General features: G+C 46.9%; 17 protein-coding genes. 2 read left to right on the top strand and 15 right to left on the bottom strand.

Going from position 1 to position 15,058, the window contains the following annotated elements; all coding sequences use genetic code 11:
• Nucleotides 1-46: 46 nt before the first annotated feature.
• From PGW97_RS17825 to PGW97_RS17755, 15 genes are all read right to left on the bottom strand, one after another.
• Nucleotides 47-385 carry a hypothetical protein gene (locus PGW97_RS17825; protein WP_273860308.1) on the bottom strand — a complete coding sequence of 113 codons (339 nt, stop codon included), beginning with the start codon at nt 383-385 and terminating at the stop codon, nt 47-49.
• A gap of 7 nt (nt 386-392) precedes the next feature.
• The gene (locus PGW97_RS17820; RefSeq protein ID WP_273860306.1) at nt 393-833 is read right to left on the bottom strand and encodes a hypothetical protein; all 441 of its coding nucleotides are present in this window, start codon (nt 831-833) and stop codon (nt 393-395) included.
• Nucleotides 834-1,299: 466 nt separating this feature from the next.
• Complete coding sequence (locus PGW97_RS17815; protein ID WP_217392667.1) at nt 1,300-1,932, bottom strand: glutathione S-transferase family protein; 633 nt, start codon at nt 1,930-1,932, stop codon at nt 1,300-1,302.
• A 23-nt stretch (nt 1,933-1,955) separates the two neighbouring features.
• Complete coding sequence (locus PGW97_RS17810) at nt 1,956-2,999, bottom strand: NADP-dependent oxidoreductase (RefSeq protein WP_273860305.1); 1,044 nt, start codon at nt 2,997-2,999, stop codon at nt 1,956-1,958.
• Nucleotides 3,000-3,091: 92 nt separating this feature from the next.
• A complete protein-coding gene (locus PGW97_RS17805; RefSeq protein ID WP_273860304.1) occupies nt 3,092-3,679 on the bottom strand; it encodes a TetR/AcrR family transcriptional regulator in 588 nt (195 codons plus the stop codon).
• Between the two features lie 106 nt (nt 3,680-3,785).
• Nucleotides 3,786-4,298 (bottom strand): cyclin-dependent kinase inhibitor 3 family protein, encoded by a 513-nt coding sequence (locus PGW97_RS17800; protein ID WP_273860303.1) that lies wholly within the window; start codon nt 4,296-4,298, stop codon nt 3,786-3,788.
• A 126-nt stretch (nt 4,299-4,424) separates the two neighbouring features.
• Entirely contained in the window at nt 4,425-4,853 is a 429-nt protein-coding gene (locus PGW97_RS17795) for a hypothetical protein (RefSeq protein WP_207104000.1), read from the bottom strand.
• A gap of 453 nt (nt 4,854-5,306) precedes the next feature.
• Nucleotides 5,307-5,882: a c-type cytochrome gene (locus PGW97_RS17790; protein ID WP_273860302.1), complete on the bottom strand. Its 576-nt coding sequence runs from the start codon at nt 5,880-5,882 to the stop codon at nt 5,307-5,309.
• A complete protein-coding gene (locus tag PGW97_RS17785; RefSeq protein WP_273860301.1) occupies nt 5,883-6,350 on the bottom strand; it encodes a hypothetical protein in 468 nt (155 codons plus the stop codon).
• On the bottom strand, nt 6,350-6,859 hold the full coding sequence (locus tag PGW97_RS17780) for a methylamine dehydrogenase light chain (RefSeq protein ID WP_047884723.1): 510 nt from the start codon (nt 6,857-6,859) through the stop codon (nt 6,350-6,352). The genes PGW97_RS17785 and PGW97_RS17780 overlap by 1 nt, the downstream gene beginning before the upstream one ends.
• Entirely contained in the window at nt 6,859-7,476 is a 618-nt protein-coding gene (locus PGW97_RS17775; protein WP_207103996.1) for a redoxin domain-containing protein, read from the bottom strand. The genes PGW97_RS17780 and PGW97_RS17775 overlap by 1 nt, the downstream gene beginning before the upstream one ends.
• A gap of 1 nt (nt 7,477) precedes the next feature.
• Nucleotides 7,478-8,014 carry a MauE/DoxX family redox-associated membrane protein gene (locus PGW97_RS17770; RefSeq protein ID WP_207103995.1) on the bottom strand — a complete coding sequence of 179 codons (537 nt, stop codon included), beginning with the start codon at nt 8,012-8,014 and terminating at the stop codon, nt 7,478-7,480.
• A gap of 2 nt (nt 8,015-8,016) precedes the next feature.
• Nucleotides 8,017-9,270: an amine dehydrogenase large subunit gene (locus PGW97_RS17765; protein ID WP_273860300.1), complete on the bottom strand. Its 1,254-nt coding sequence runs from the start codon at nt 9,268-9,270 to the stop codon at nt 8,017-8,019.
• 21 nt (nt 9,271-9,291) lie between these two features.
• On the bottom strand, nt 9,292-10,716 hold the full coding sequence (locus PGW97_RS17760; protein ID WP_207103993.1) for an aldehyde dehydrogenase family protein: 1,425 nt from the start codon (nt 10,714-10,716) through the stop codon (nt 9,292-9,294).
• A 459-nt stretch (nt 10,717-11,175) separates the two neighbouring features.
• Entirely contained in the window at nt 11,176-12,090 is a 915-nt protein-coding gene (locus PGW97_RS17755) for a LysR family transcriptional regulator (RefSeq protein ID WP_273860299.1), read from the bottom strand.
• 83 nt (nt 12,091-12,173) lie between these two features.
• Here PGW97_RS17755 and PGW97_RS17750 point away from each other — a divergent pair, with 83 nt between their 5' ends.
• Together PGW97_RS17750 and PGW97_RS17745 are read left to right on the top strand one after the other, a co-directional pair.
• Complete coding sequence (locus tag PGW97_RS17750; protein ID WP_273860298.1) at nt 12,174-13,514, top strand: aspartate aminotransferase family protein; 1,341 nt, start codon at nt 12,174-12,176, stop codon at nt 13,512-13,514.
• Between the two features lie 24 nt (nt 13,515-13,538).
• On the top strand, nt 13,539-15,035 hold the full coding sequence (locus tag PGW97_RS17745) for a CoA-acylating methylmalonate-semialdehyde dehydrogenase (RefSeq protein ID WP_273860297.1): 1,497 nt from the start codon (nt 13,539-13,541) through the stop codon (nt 15,033-15,035).
• The last annotated feature ends 23 nt before the right edge of the window (nt 15,036-15,058 follow it).

The following is a 15,058-nucleotide window of genomic DNA, read 5'->3' as shown; positions in this document are numbered from 1 at the left end:
TTTCTTCGCGATTGGCTATTAGCTAAAATGCCAGGAGGGAAACCGGTTACGATGGAAGACGGGCTATTGTCTTGTCGATTTCATCACGCAATAACAGCAAGGTTTCCAATTGCTCCTGACAACCAACTATCGCATTGAAAACCTCTGCAAAGGCCGTTTTGCAGACTGGTGGCCTATCCTCTGCGTGATCCTCTGTTTGTTCAAGCATTCTGAGCAATATGGCGGCCTGATCACAGACAATTGAGAACTCTTCACAGGGAAACAATAACTGGCCAATCCCGGCTCTTTGCCTTAAGTGATGTAGGCTTCGTAGCATGGTTTCCGGTGAATCAGCCTGCGACATAGGGCTAAACCGGGCGGAACATCCGCTGGATTCTTTCTTCATGCAGTCTTTAGCAATCCAGGTGATTCACCCGGACCTCCGGTACACCGTTTCCCTGACGAATAGAAACAAAACAGCGATAATCATTTTGTTCCACATTTTGTTCATCTCGGTCTTTCAGACTGATACGCACTTCCGTGACATGTTGGTCAAGATGAGGGGCCAGATGAGAGCCAATAAGTGGCTCAGCATCGCTTTGCACCACACGCCACACCCAACTGGAATCATCCAGTGAAATAACACGCACTGACAATGCCGCTCCCCAGTCCGGGTAACCAAACTTCAATGGGATGGGCAACTTGCCCGTTGTAGACGGAGGTAAAGCCGCAGAGGGTTCAGTGGCAATACCGGCCTTTGTTGCTCGGGTAAAAATCATTTTATTGGTGTTATCAATGGCTTCTTTCATACCATCCAGCGCTGCCACCCGGCTACCACTTCGTAACGCTGTCAATTGGGGATAAAGGATCATACAAAGCAGAGTTAAACAAATGATCCCTAGTAATACGCCAGACAAACCGCTTGGCAAAATGCCAATCGATACACGCCTTTCCGCGAACTGAACTACTTTCTTGCAGGGCCAAACAATGCGACTTTTCATACGCCTTATCGATAAGTAGATAATGAAATGAAGCCGGAATTATAAATGTCATGACTTCATGACATTGTTTGGAACTGTATGGATGCAAGGCATTGTGATGGACAGTTGTTACTAAGTATGACCGCTGATTTTCAGTGACTTAAATGTCTTCGTTCCCACCGGTTCCTGACCGTGGTTCCTTGTCTGGTTATTCCGTTATATCCAAACTCCAACATTCGGCATTCGGAGTCTGAAAACAAAAAAGCCGCTGAACAATCAGCGGCTTAATGACTTTGTTCGCCATCACAGAAAGCGGTAACGACAATCGGTTGAGACGGATTTAAACAGTCTCAGCCGCGTCAAATTTCGCCTCCAGTTCATCGGCCTTTTGGAAAGCCGGATGCTCAGCCAGTTGGGCCGCATAGCGCTTAATATGGGTGAACTGATCCAGCAAACCAAACTTACCGAGCAGGTCCACAATGAAAGACATCATGATATCAGCCCCGGTCAGGCGATCTTCTACCAGGTACACCTTTTCTTTCAGGCAGGTATCGAAGTAACTCATCACTTTTTGCGTTTCAGAGTCGGCATAACCGTCCAGAAAATTCATCTTTGCGCCGTCCTTATTGACGAACACCTTCAGCAACAACGGCAAAATTGCCGAGCTTTCCGCAAAATGCAGCCACTGCAGATACTCAGTGTATGCCTGAGTTCCCCGTTGAGGTGCCAGCTTTTCAGCACCGTATTTTTCAATCAGATACTCAGTGATTGCGCCGGATTCCGTAATCACCAGACCGTCATCTTCAATCACTGGTGACTTACCAAGTGGATGCACACTTTTCAGCTCAGGTGGTGCCAGGAATGTCACGCTGTCACGCTGATAGGGAACAACCTCGTATTCCAGCCCGAGCTCTTCCAGCAGCCAGATAATCCGCTTTGATCGCGATTGATTCAGGTGATGAAGTTTAATCATGCCGTCTTCCTTTCTGTCATGCCTTAAAGCGGATCGTTGGTTTTAATGACCAGCTTACCGAAGTTTTTCCCTTCCAGCAGACCGATAAACGCTTCCGGCGCGTTTTCTAAACCCTCTACCAGCTGTTCTTTGTATTGGATACGGCCTTCCGCCAGCCACTGAGACATGTCTTTCGCAAACTCACCATAGCGATGGGCGTAATCATCAAAGATAATAAAGCCCTGCATCTTAATGCGCTTCACCAGCAGTTGTCCCATAAGCATCGACATACGATCCGGACCTTCCGGCAATGCCGTGGCGTTGTACTGTGACACAAGACCACAAAGCGGAATTCGGGCACTGGTATTTAGCAATGGCATGACGGCATCAAAGACTTTACCGCCCACGTTTTCAAAGTAGACATCGATGCCCTTATCACAGGCAGCCGCCAGTTGCTCGGCAAAGTCCTCCGCATAATGGTCGATACATTCATCAAAACCCAGCACCTCTTTGGCATAGCGACATTTTTCTTCACCGCCTGCGACACCAATCACCCGGCACCCTTTGATTTTGCCAATCTGGCCCACGGTCGCACCTACCGGTCCGGTGGCGGCAGCCACTACCAGTGTTTCACCGGCTTTAGGTTGGCCAATATCCAGTAACCCCATATAAGCGGTAAAGCCCGGCATGCCCATAACGCCCAGCGCGTAGGAAGGGTGTACCGGCGTTTTGCCCAATTTGATCAGCCCTTCCCCATTGGAAATGCCGTAATCCTGCCAGCCTGTGTATGCCAGCACCCACTCACCTTCTTCGAAATCAGGGTGACGGGTTGTTTCAACCTGACACACAGTACCACCAACCATCACCTCATCAATTGCGACAGGCTCAGCATATGATTTTGCATCACTCATGCGGCCACGCATGTATGGATCCAATGACAGATACACACTGCGGAGTAACATCTCACCTTCCTGTGGCTCGGGTTTTTCAACACTTTCCAGACGGAAGTTCTCTGGCTGTGGTGCACCATGCGGACGAGATGCCAGCACAATACGGCGGTTCAGTTGACTCTTTTCTGCAGGGGTCATGTTGTCTTCCTCTTTCATTATTAGACCAGTCGTCTAGTAAAATTTTCAAAAAAACCGCCAATAAGTATGGCGGCAATTTGTACACGATAGTGCTACTGACCTTTCAATAGCAGTTTTGTATTTTCCAGGCACTGTTTCAACCCGGACTGATCCTGATACAGTTTATTCAACAGGCTTGCGCCTACCCAGACATAGTAAATCTGGTGGGCTGCCTTCTGACTTTCATTGACCTTGATTGATCCATCCGTGATGCCTTTTTCAATGCACCCAGCAATCGCATCAATAATTCTGTCTGCTCCGCTTCTTAGCGCGAGACGCATCGGTTCAGAGAGATCCGACACTTCTGCACTCAACTTTACAATCAGGCACTTATTAGCATTACAGCACCCGTTGTTCACTTCAATCCAGCGCTCAAAATAGGCAATCAGGCATTCATAACCCGTCTGAGCGGGATGGTGAAACAACTCCGCCAGATTAGCGAGATAGTGAGTAAAGTAGTCTTGGATCAGCGATTCACCAAAGTGCTCTTTCGACTTAAAATAGTGATAAAAAGAGCCCTTCGGCACATTGGCCGATTTAAGCAGTTCAGATAAGCCGACACTGGTAAAGCCTTTGGTCACGATCAGCTCGTAACCGACTTCCAGAATATGTTGGCGTGTGTCATTCGTCTTTGCGTTCATGGGGCGCATCTTAACGCCAATTAGACCAGTCGTCTAGCCACGCAAGAAAGAAATATAAAAAGAGCTGCCACAGGCAGCTCTCTCATGTCTCACCACAGGGCTTTGATTATTTCGCAACAGCCTGAATATATTCAACCTGAACAGGTTTAGTGAACGCACCTGGGCGCAGCGCCTGCACCTGTTCAATAATGTCCGTCAACGTCCAACCCTGTTCAATTAGCACATGTGCTGCCAATAAACCGGTGCGGCCAGAACCGCCCATACAGTGCAGCGCAATCTTACCGCCACCAGCCAAAATCTCATGAAGATCCGTATTGAACGTCGACCAGGTTGCGGCAAACTCAGCCCCCGGCGCACAATCATCTTCAATTGGAGCATAGAACCAGCGGATACCCAGCTTTTCGGCTTCCTCACCCAATGACTCAACGCCCTTTGACTGCATTTCATCGTGGTTAATGGCAGTCACAATCGCCTTAACGCCCTGAGATGCAAACTGCGTAAGCGTATCTATCAGAGAAACACCTTTCGTTCCCGGACAAGGCGTTAAAACAAGTGCGCCCTTTTCCTCTTGGTTATCAGCAAGTTGATTGACAGGCAGTTCCCATGTTGGATGGGTCATCGTACGGTTCCTTACGCAATGGGCTTGTTACAAGCCTTATATATGAATATCCGCATATATTACGATTACCCAATCTGCCGTCAATCTCCCCAAGCAACTGTCATAAAAAGTTCACAAAAAATTCTATCAATTACCGCTGATAATCATCTCCAGTCGGTAATCCGCGACCTCATCACGCCGAGCTGCCGAGCGCATCATATAAACACGTATTTTGTAATCACCGGATGCCGGTAGCGTACCTTCATACTGATTACCACTGGTGGAGCCAACAAACATCGCCACTTCATTCTCACCCGGTGCCATGATGTTGAAGTACGTCGCGGTATGCTTCGTGGCCATGCTCACATTCATGCTCTGGCCAGCTTTGGCACCCAAGACATAATCAACAATTTCATAGCCTTTGATTTTGCCTTCAACCACGGCACTGCTTTCACCCTTCTTGAACTGTACCCGTTCGGTACGGATATCATCAGCAGCCATTACACTTCCGACGAAAAGTAGCATCAGACATTGCAGCAACCACAAGAAACGTTTGCTCATCACATCTAATTTCATGGGATTTCTCCTTACACGATGAACCAAGTAATACTCGATATGGTTTTGAGTATGGATGCTGAATGAAAAAGCTCCACTTTAATCTGTGTCTGTGCAATCAGCTCTCCCGCCCCATGAGTTGTTATGGCAAGACAGGAGCGTCCTCTGTTTGTCAGTGCTCAATGCTCAATGTTCAGGGCTTGATTTAGAAAGAGACAAGTTTTGTGGCGCTTTGAGGAAAGACGCCTTTATTCGGCAGGAGAATCTGTACAAGCATTTTTAATAAAAAAGTTATGCTGCTTTCATTTCAATCCGTGTTGGCTGTGTATGAATGTCAGTTTATACAGAGGGGTAAACATTATCGGTCATAGGCACCCATATGACCCATTCCTGTAATCTATGGGATGCCTATGAACCGCATGAATAGTCTAGGACCACTCATGTCCTGACAGCTGTTTCGATGAGAAAGAATGATTACTCAGTTCTGCTTTGCTGATCATAGTAAACAGCGACTAACTTTCTTTGCTCAGGTGTTAACTCGTTTGCTATCTGCTCCATAATGACAGACTTACGCTCCCCGTTTGCAAAGCTGTTCAGCTGATTAAGAATATAACCGCTGTTCTGACCCTGTAAGTTTGGCCATTCTGTATTGACGGTATTGCCTGACAACCCATGGCAAGAAACGCAACGCGCCCTGACGTCAGCACCGCGTCTGTCTGATGCCACCTTCCCAGCTTTTACAAATTTTTGCTCCGAGTAATGCTCCGCTAACGCTTGAATTTCATGATCACTCAGATTTTTTACTATTCCCGACATCACCTCGTTTGTTCGGCTTCCGTCACGAAAGGCGATCAGTTGATTCTCAAGGTAGCCTTGCTTTTGACCATGCAAAATTGGATAGGTCGTCACCTGAGTGACAACATTTTCACCATGACAGCTTTCACATGTCTCCAGTGCTTTTAACTGTGCAGACGCCAAGCCCACAACGCTAAAATTAATCACTACCCCGCCCAACAAAAACAATGGCCACTTCCGCTGTAAAAAATTCATTTATTCCCTCTCTTCCGTCACATTCCCATTGTTCAGCGCAATTTTTTGGAGCAACATTTTTCGGTAATCAACCACTTCGGTTAATGGGGACTTTCGCAACTCACCCACCTCTTCACCGGTGTAGGGGATAAAATCATCCGGAGTGCTGCTTCCCCCGAACTCGGTGACAATCCAATTCATAAGATTCGCCAAATCTGCATCACCAATCGCGGCATTAGCTGAGCCAGGAACCTGGATAAGGTAGCGACGGCCATCCGGAATCGATAAAAATGTCCCAATATGATTTCGCATGTCAGGCACATCCTTGCCGCCACGACCATCACCAACATGGCACCCCTGACAAAACATCTGATATTGAAACCGAATTTTAGGTAACGCGTTGGGAGACAAACCCGAGCTTGCCATCGACTGATGGCTTACTGAGAAAAGTGCTGCCAATACACAGATCTTTGTCACTATGTGCTTCATTATTCGAAAGCCATCCCTACTACTATTGCTGTTGAGCAGTGGTAGACAGAGCTACTTGCACCTAAACACCAGTTCACGTCATTCGACTTATCAGAGCGGTACAACGGGCGATCCCCCTGATCACGCTGACATAAACACGTTCCACACTGTGATTTTCCGCAGCAGTCATTGTAGGAAATGACATAATTTCTCCCATCTACCGGGTTACGGCAGGTACCAATCCAGGTGATCGGCGACATTTCCGTGCCGGGAGGACATGAGTTAGCTGATCCACCACAGCAGTCACACAAGAAACCATCAATGGCGCAATATCGCCAGTAATCACAGGATGAAGGGTCCCCGATTTCGGTGGGTGCTGACGGCTTTTCAGCCGCCCGGGCGACAGGAAGCAATGGAATGGCTGCCCCACCGACCAGCATTCCTCCCAGCTTTTTCATTGCACCACGACGGGAGCTGGTTTGAGCAGCACTACGAGCAGACTTTTCAAAAAACTTGTCAAAGAAACGCATTATTTCACCTCCACAAATTGGTTCTCAGTCGTTTTTCCTTGCATATAGTCCTGAATTGAAGCAACGCGGCGTTCTTTTGCTTCAAATAAGCTGTCTAAGTGCTCTCGGGAATTAATGATACCCATCGACGCAATCATCCCTTTTTCGTCAAGAAGTACGGCATATGGCAGTTTTGAAACCCCAAAACTTTTCCCCAGCAGTTCTGATACCACGTAAGGAAATGCGCTGAGCTGAGACCTATCAATGAACGACTGATGGTCTACTTTGTCACCGTCACTTGCCAGTACCACATCAAGCCATTCAGACTCATGCTTAGACGCCGACTTCAGTGCCGGAAGCAATGTTTTACAGACAGGGCAATCTGGCGATAAAAAGAAAACCAACTGGGACTTTCCGCTCTGACTGCCACCGATGTTAATCAGTTTTTTGTTGATGGTTTGCAATGACATCTCCGGCGCTTTTTGGCCGACTTCGAGTTTTTGATTCATTGCCAGTGCCCCGGCAGGTGCAACACGCTCAAACAAAATACCCACCTGACGTAATAATGCGTAGATGATCAGAGATTGTGCAATAACAACAATCCACAACAACACCATTGAAATATCCATAATGTCCATTTTATCTTCCCTGTAATAATTTCGATTTTTGTAAGTTAGAAATTGTTTTTTCAGCACTCAGATAAGTCAGCGCCATAAATAGTGATAAGCAGAGTGACAAACCAAAGGTTAAATAAAAATCACCGACAGCCGGTAAAGCACATAACGCCGCTATGCCACATAACACAACGTTCCTTGTTATGGTTTCAATGCCTACCTTGATATTGGAATGTGGTCCTGCACAACCACAATCCTGATTAACTTTCCCTTGGTATATCTGATAAATCATTAATGACAGATAGGCAGCTAACAGAATCAAGATGAAAGCCGTACCGATATGTCGAGTAGCTGGCGATAGCATCAGAAATCCGGATACTATTTCCAGGCTACCAACCAATAAAACAATGAAACCAAACTTCTCACCCACTGCGCCAAAATAATCGGATATCAGTGAAGAATAATATTGTCGATTTTCTGGTTTTAATTTTCCGAAGCCCGCACTGGCAAACAACCAAAATAAAAAGAGCGCACTGCTATCTGATAACACTTTTTCAATCATGGTTAATACGCCTTATGCACAACGAGCGGTGTGATATTCCCAAAATCAGACAGCGTTTGGATTAGTGCGCCCGTTTTGGAGTCAATAACATCAAGATTCATCTCACCGTTCGTCACAACAAGAGCTGGATTTTCACCGCGGGTAACTGACATCGATACCGCCCAATTAGGTGCATCTATCGTTCTGATACGCGCTTTGGTATTCACATCGAACACCCAAATTTGTGAACCGCCGTGGGTTTGAGAACCGTCAAATCCTTCCGGATTCATGATCACGTAAAACAAGCCCTGGTCATCTGAGTCGGTTAATGCCAACCCGCCCGGACGCCAATTGGTGCCCTGCTCTGTTACCAGATTCCACTTTCCTCGGTATCGAGCCACTTCACCCGATAAGTCCACTTCATGGACTTCACCTTTAAAACCAGGGAAATAAGCGATGCCATCAATAATGGCGGGTCTTTCAAAAATAGGCGTTTTGTCGGTGTCAAAAAACGGGGCCACAAACTCTTGTCGCTGTTTACTGCCGTCTTTATTCAAAACCGTTGTTAATAATGCGCCATTACTACATAGCGAGGTAATGCTGCGTTGCCCCGTAGCAAAAGTCAGCACGCACCCTGGTGTATCAATAGAGCCGACAATTTTGCGCAGTTCTAAGTCATAGACGGTAAAAGATGCCGCCGGGCTGAAGTTTGCGATATAAAGAAAACGCTCATCAGGCGACATTGCCATCGCGTGTCTTCTGGGTAGAGCCATCAGACGCGTCTTCGTTAATTGCACTTCTTTCACCGGTGCCAATGTCTCTTTATTGTAAATAACTAACCAGTCTGTCTTCTTTCCCCGACTTCCTCTTTCATGGAAACTTTCCACCACGTAGAATTCATTTCTTTTCTGTGTCGTGAGAAAGTTACCAATCAGACTTTTATCGACCATCCCTTTAATACGCTTACTATGCGTTGGCTCAAGGGCATCCATCAAAATCATTTTGCCGCCAAACATACTCGAAAAACTGGTTTCGTCGACATAGATCCAGCTCTCCGGAAAGGCTTTTGGCAGCCTTTCTACTTTACCGACCGTTTCGATCGGTAAGCTAGGCAGGGAGCTATTTGGCGTGACCGGTTGTGTGACTTGGTGAGTGGCCTGCTGGGTAGCCGAACTTTCGTCACTACCAGCACTGACTTCTTGGTTACTGCTACACGCTGCAAGTTGCAGTGCCCCAAGAAGACATAAACTCCATTTCAGTAAATTACTTTGGTTCATTTCATTCTTCCCTGAATAAAATTATGCTTTACACACTTTGACGGTTTTCAAAGAAACATATTCATGCAACCCATACTCACCAAATTCCACGCCTAAACCTGACTGTTTAACGCCACCGAATGGCGCATTCGGCTGAATCGCACCATGGTCATTAATCCAAACGGAACCACTTTCAATGTCTTGAGCAACACGTTGAGCCTGCTCCACATCACTGGTCCAAAGTGATGCGCCAAGCCCATACGGAGAGGCATTGGCAAACTGAATCGCCTGTTCAATATCTGAATATTTGATGATGGGCAGTACAGGACCAAACTGTTCTTCATCAACAATTGGCATCCCGTTATGTACATCGATAAGAATGGTTGGCTCAAAGAAGTAGCCTTTCCCTTCGATTGGCTTCCCGCCTGCAAGAACCGTCGCGCCATTCTCAACGGATTCCTGAACTAGCTGACAGACTTTATTGAATTGAACTTCATTTTGAAGTGGACCCAACTGAGTCTCATCAAGCATTCCATCGCCTACTTTCACTGCCTGTGCCATTTTGGTAAGCGCTATACAAACGTCATCGAAAAGGCTTTCATGCACATATAAGCGCTTCAAACAGGCACAGGTCTGGCCATTATTATGAAAAGCCGCAGTGAACAGCTTCTCGGCAATGTTCTCGACCTTCGCATCAGGGAAAACAATACCTGCGTCATTGCCGCCGAGTTCAAGTGTCAGGCGCTTTAGACTGGCTGATGCCGACTGCATGATGTGCTTACCCGTTTGGGTTGAGCCAGTGAACACAATTTTGCTGACACCAGGATGCGTCACCAGTGTCTCACCCACGTCGGCATCACCAGTAATGACGTTTAGTACGCCTGGAGGAAGAATGGAGTTTGCCAGTTCAACAAAGCGCAGCGTCGCAATTGGCGTCAGGGGTGAAGGCTTCATCACCACGGTATTACCGGCTCGCAATGCAGGAATGACATGCCAGATAGCAATCATCAACGGCCAGTTCCAAGGTGTAATCGATGCTACAACGCCTAATGGCTGGCGAACGACTTCGACTTTAGCAATTTCAGAATCTTCAATGATTTCATTGCCAAGAGACAAACTGCCGGTATATTGCGTCCAGGCGACAGACGCTCCGACTTCCATGATGGACCCAATTCCATTCAATCCATTAACAGGTTTACCCGTTTCCTGAGTCACCAGCTGTGTCAATTCCGCCATGTTTGCTTCAAGCAGCGATGCAAGCGCATTAATTTTATCCACGCGAACGCTATCTTCCAGAGCACTCCACGGCTTAAACGCGCGAGATGCCGCCTGTACGGCCAGCTCAACATGTTCCCGACTGCCCAGTGCACAACGTGCAAATGCCTCTTCTGTTGCAGGATTAATCACAGACAATGATTCTGTAGCAGAAACCTGTTCACCATTTATTGTCATAGAAAAATTTCGCATTACTTCATCCCATATGAATCCGATTTAACGACTTCAGCATGATTCTTAAAAACCATGCACTCCCTGTACACAAAGGCATCATAAGAAGAAAAATTATCATTCAGCCTAAAACAAAAGTAATTCGCATCATTTCAAAAAACAACAAAGATGTATCACTTTTGTTATAAAAATGTTTCCAGTGTGATTTTTGTGGCAGTATTTTGGGGATGTTTGGAAGTGAAATAAGTGTAGCGATTCATATTAAAAGCTTTAGATGCCAAGAGGCATATGCAAAGCTTTGTATGGAAGAATTCAGATACAATGACAGAAAGTATTGCTTTGCCAGTAGGTGACAGGCGACAGTTAACGTTTGTGCTGGTCATGGCTGGTACAGAACTTCTCAGACATTCAGCACACGCGCCACGCCTCTAGACGTTATTCATTAAAAACATTCCCTCTGTTTCTCACTATTATTCTTTATTACTCAATGAGTTCTATGAACTTATTGATGATTTGGTTGTGCTTTAATCCGCTTTTGGTAACCAGTGAAATATCAGAACTGAAGTTAAAAACCTCAGGAAACAAGGGACGCATTTGCCCTTTCGCACACCAATAGTCAGCATAGTGTTGCGGAAGAAAGCCAATATAAGTGCCTGTTAATATGAGAAATGCGATGCCTTCATGGTCAGACGCCGTGGCCGTGCATTTTAACTGCTGATACAGATCGCTGACTTCTGGAGACATTCTGTGTCGCGTTATCACTGCATTGGTGTGCTTAAGGCGTTCAATTTCCTGATCGCTTTCAGAAAAAAAAGGATGCTCATGGCTGCAGTACAGGAAATAGTTTTCGCTATACAAGGCTCGGTAGTCAAAGTTGTTACTTTTGTTATTGGTCGGGAATGCGCCCACATGAAACCGGCCATCGATTAACCCTTTTTCTATATCTGCCGGCATCGACATCGTGATGTTGATGTTGATTTTTTCACTCATCTTGCGGATGTGCTTGAGCGCGCGGGTGATTTTCATATGAGGCTGGGTCACCAGATTGTTAACCAGTGCGATATTGAGTTCACCACGCAGTTCATTATTGATTTGGTTAACGTCATTTCGGAACTGTTCAATCGAAGCAAGGAGGATGTCGGCAGACTCCAGTACCGCTTCGCCTTCGTCGGTCAGAGTAATGCCCCCTCTGCCTCGATGACACAGCTTCATGTTCAAGCGTTTCTCAAGGTCACTCATTTGTAGCGATATCGCCGACTTAGTAATACCGAGAACAGGTTCTGCTGCGGTATAGCTGCCACACTCAACCACCGTTTTAAAAAGGCGGATCAATTTGATGTCAAAGTCGGTGATCTGGTTAATGATGCTTTTTCTTCTATTGTTGAGTTTTTCCATAACCAACGTACAGTAGATTTACAATTTTCTAAACATACTCATGTGATAAAAATAAGTCCAGTCAATACAAGGACGACATAACGATGAGTAAATATAAATTTGCACAAGATGGACTAGAGACAGATCTTTCTGCTCATTGGATGGCCTTCACTTCCAATCGCAGCTTTCACCAAACCCCACGCATCATCACTCAAGCCCAAGGGTCTTGGCTGAAAGATGCAAGTGGCCGGGATATTTACGACTCGCTATCTGGATTATGGACATGTGGTGCCGGACACGGTCGCCAAGAAATTCAAAAGGCGGTCTATGAACAAATGGGCACACTGGATTACTCACCTGCGTTCCAATTTGGCCATGAGCTTTCCTTTAAGCTGGCAGAGAAAATCGTCGAGAAAATGCCTGAGGGATTAGACCATGTACTGTTCACCGGTTCAGGCTCGGAATGCGCTGATACGTCATTAAAACTGGCCAGAGCCTATTGGCGTGTAAAAGGCAAAGCATCGAAAACTAAACTCATCGGCCGGGCGCGTGGTTACCATGGCGTTAACTTTGGTGGCACCAGCTTGGGCGGTATCGGCGGTAACAGAAAAACCTTCGGCCAGTTAGTCGATGCTGATCATATTCCCCACACATTGCAGCCTGATTTAGCCTTCACAAAAGGCTGTGCGGACACCGGTGGTGTAGAACTTGCTAATGAGTTTTTGAAACTCATTGAACTGCATGACGCATCCAATATCGCAGCCATTATTGTTGAACCCATGTCAGGCTCAGCAGGCGTAATTGTACCGCCGACAGGTTACCTACAACGTCTGCGTGAAATTTGTGACCAGCATGACATCCTGCTGATCTTTGATGAAGTCATTACCGCCTACGGGCGAATGGGTTGCTGGAGTGGTGCTGAGTACTTTGGCGTGACGCCGGATATCATGAACACAGCCAAGCAGCTGACCAACGGCGCAATCCCGATGGGCGCAGTGATCACATCCCATGAAATCTACCAGGCCTTTATGGAGCAGGATTTACCGCCTCACATGATTGAATTTGCACATGGTTACACCTACTCCTCCCATCCGGTCGCGTGTGCCGCAGGTTTAGCCACATTGGATCTGTTAGAAAAAGACGCACTAATTCAGCAGTCGCGTGAACTTGCGCCTATTTTCGAAAACAAGTTGCACGCCATTCAAGGCGCGAACCATGTTATCGACATCCGAAACTGTGGCCTCGCCGGCGCAATTCAGATTGCCCCAAGAGACAATGATCCAACAGTTCGACCGTTCGAATGTACATTGTCGCTGTGGGAAAAAGGATTTTATGTTCGCTCAGGCGGCGACACGATTCAATTTGGTCCGACGTTTAATGCTAAAGCCGATGACCTTGAGCGTTTATTTGACGCGGTTTACGAAACATTGAATCAACTAAATTAAAAATTAAGCAAAGGAAGTCAGATCATGGACGTTATTTCGCATTTTATTGCCGGAGAGACAGTTTCCCACTCAGGCACAACCATCGATGTTTATAACCCTGCGACGGGCGAGTCAATTCGCCAGGTTGAAATGGGTACGACAGAAACAGTTCAGCAGGCGGTAGAAGCGGCGAAGCGTGCCTACCCGGCATGGAGCAAAACGCCACCGCTGAAAAGAGCGCGAGTCATGTTTGCATTCAAGCAGCTATTGGAAGAAAACCAAGACCAAATCGCGCGTTTGATCAGTGAAGAACACGGTAAGACAATCGAAGATTCGCTGGGTGAGCTTCAGCGTGGGATTGAGAATGTTGAATACGCCTGTGGCGCACCAGAGCTGCTAAAAGGCGAATACACTAGAGGAACCGGGCCGGGTATTAACGCGTGGAGTGACCACAAGCCTGTCGGTATTGTTGCCGGTATCACGCCATTTAACTTCCCGGCGATGGTCCCGCTTTGGATGTACCCACTGGCGATTGTTTGCGGTAACTGTTTCATTCTTAAGCCGTCAGAGAAGGTGCCAGCGTCAACCCTGTTCATTGTTGAACTATTACATAAAGCAGGGCTGCCAAGTGGCGTGTTGAATCTGGTTAATGGTGGAAAAGAGGTCGTCGATGCTTTAATCGAGGCACCAGAAGTAAAAGCGATGAGCTTCGTTGGCTCAACCCCTGTTGCTGAATACATTTACTCTGAAGGCACCAAACGCGGCAAGCGTGTTCAGGCACTTGGCGGGGCTAAAAACCACGCGATCATCATGCCGGATGCAGAAGTCTCGAGTACCGTCAATGCCCTCATGGGTGCGGCATTTGGTTCGTGTGGTGAGCGCTGCATGGCGATTTCTGTTGCCGTCTGCGTGGGTGATGAAGTAGCAGATAATCTGGTGAAGGAACTGACGCCTTTGATTCAAGAACTGCGGGTCGGTGCTTATACACAAGATTCTGTTGATATGGGTCCAGTGATTGCCAAAGAGCATCTGGCGAAAATCTCTGGTTATATCGCAGGCGGTGTTGAGGCAGGCGCTGAACTAGTCGTGGATGGCCGAGGCCTGTCGGTCCCTGACTTCTCTACCGGCTACTTCATTGGTGGCAGCTTGTTCGATAAAGTGACGCCCGATATGAAGATTTACACCGATGAAATTTTTGGCCCTGTGCTGTGTGTGGTTCGCGTGAAGTCCCTTGAAGAAGGTATTCAGCTCATTAACGAACACGAATTTGGAAACGGGACCTGTATATTTACACGCGATGGTGAAACGGCAGAGATCTTCTGTGATGAAGTGGAAGCTGGCATGGTAGGCGTTAATGTGCCGCTTCCGGTGCCTGTTGCTTACCATAGCTTTGGCGGCTGGAAACGTTCGTTGTTTGGCGATCTGCATGCCTATGGCCCTGACGGTGTACGTTTTTACACGCGCCGTAAATCCATTACTCAAAAATGGCCAAAGCCACAATCTAACGAAACCGCGCAATTTGCTTTCCCTAGTAATAAATAGCGTTTGTATCCTTGGCTATTCAC

The sequence above is a fragment of the Photobacterium sp. GSS17 genome (assembly GCF_028621875.1).
GTDB lineage: Bacteria > Pseudomonadota > Gammaproteobacteria > Enterobacterales > Vibrionaceae > Photobacterium > Photobacterium ganghwense.
Note: the sequence above shows the minus strand (reverse complement) of the source record. Positions and strands in the feature narration are given on the sequence as shown.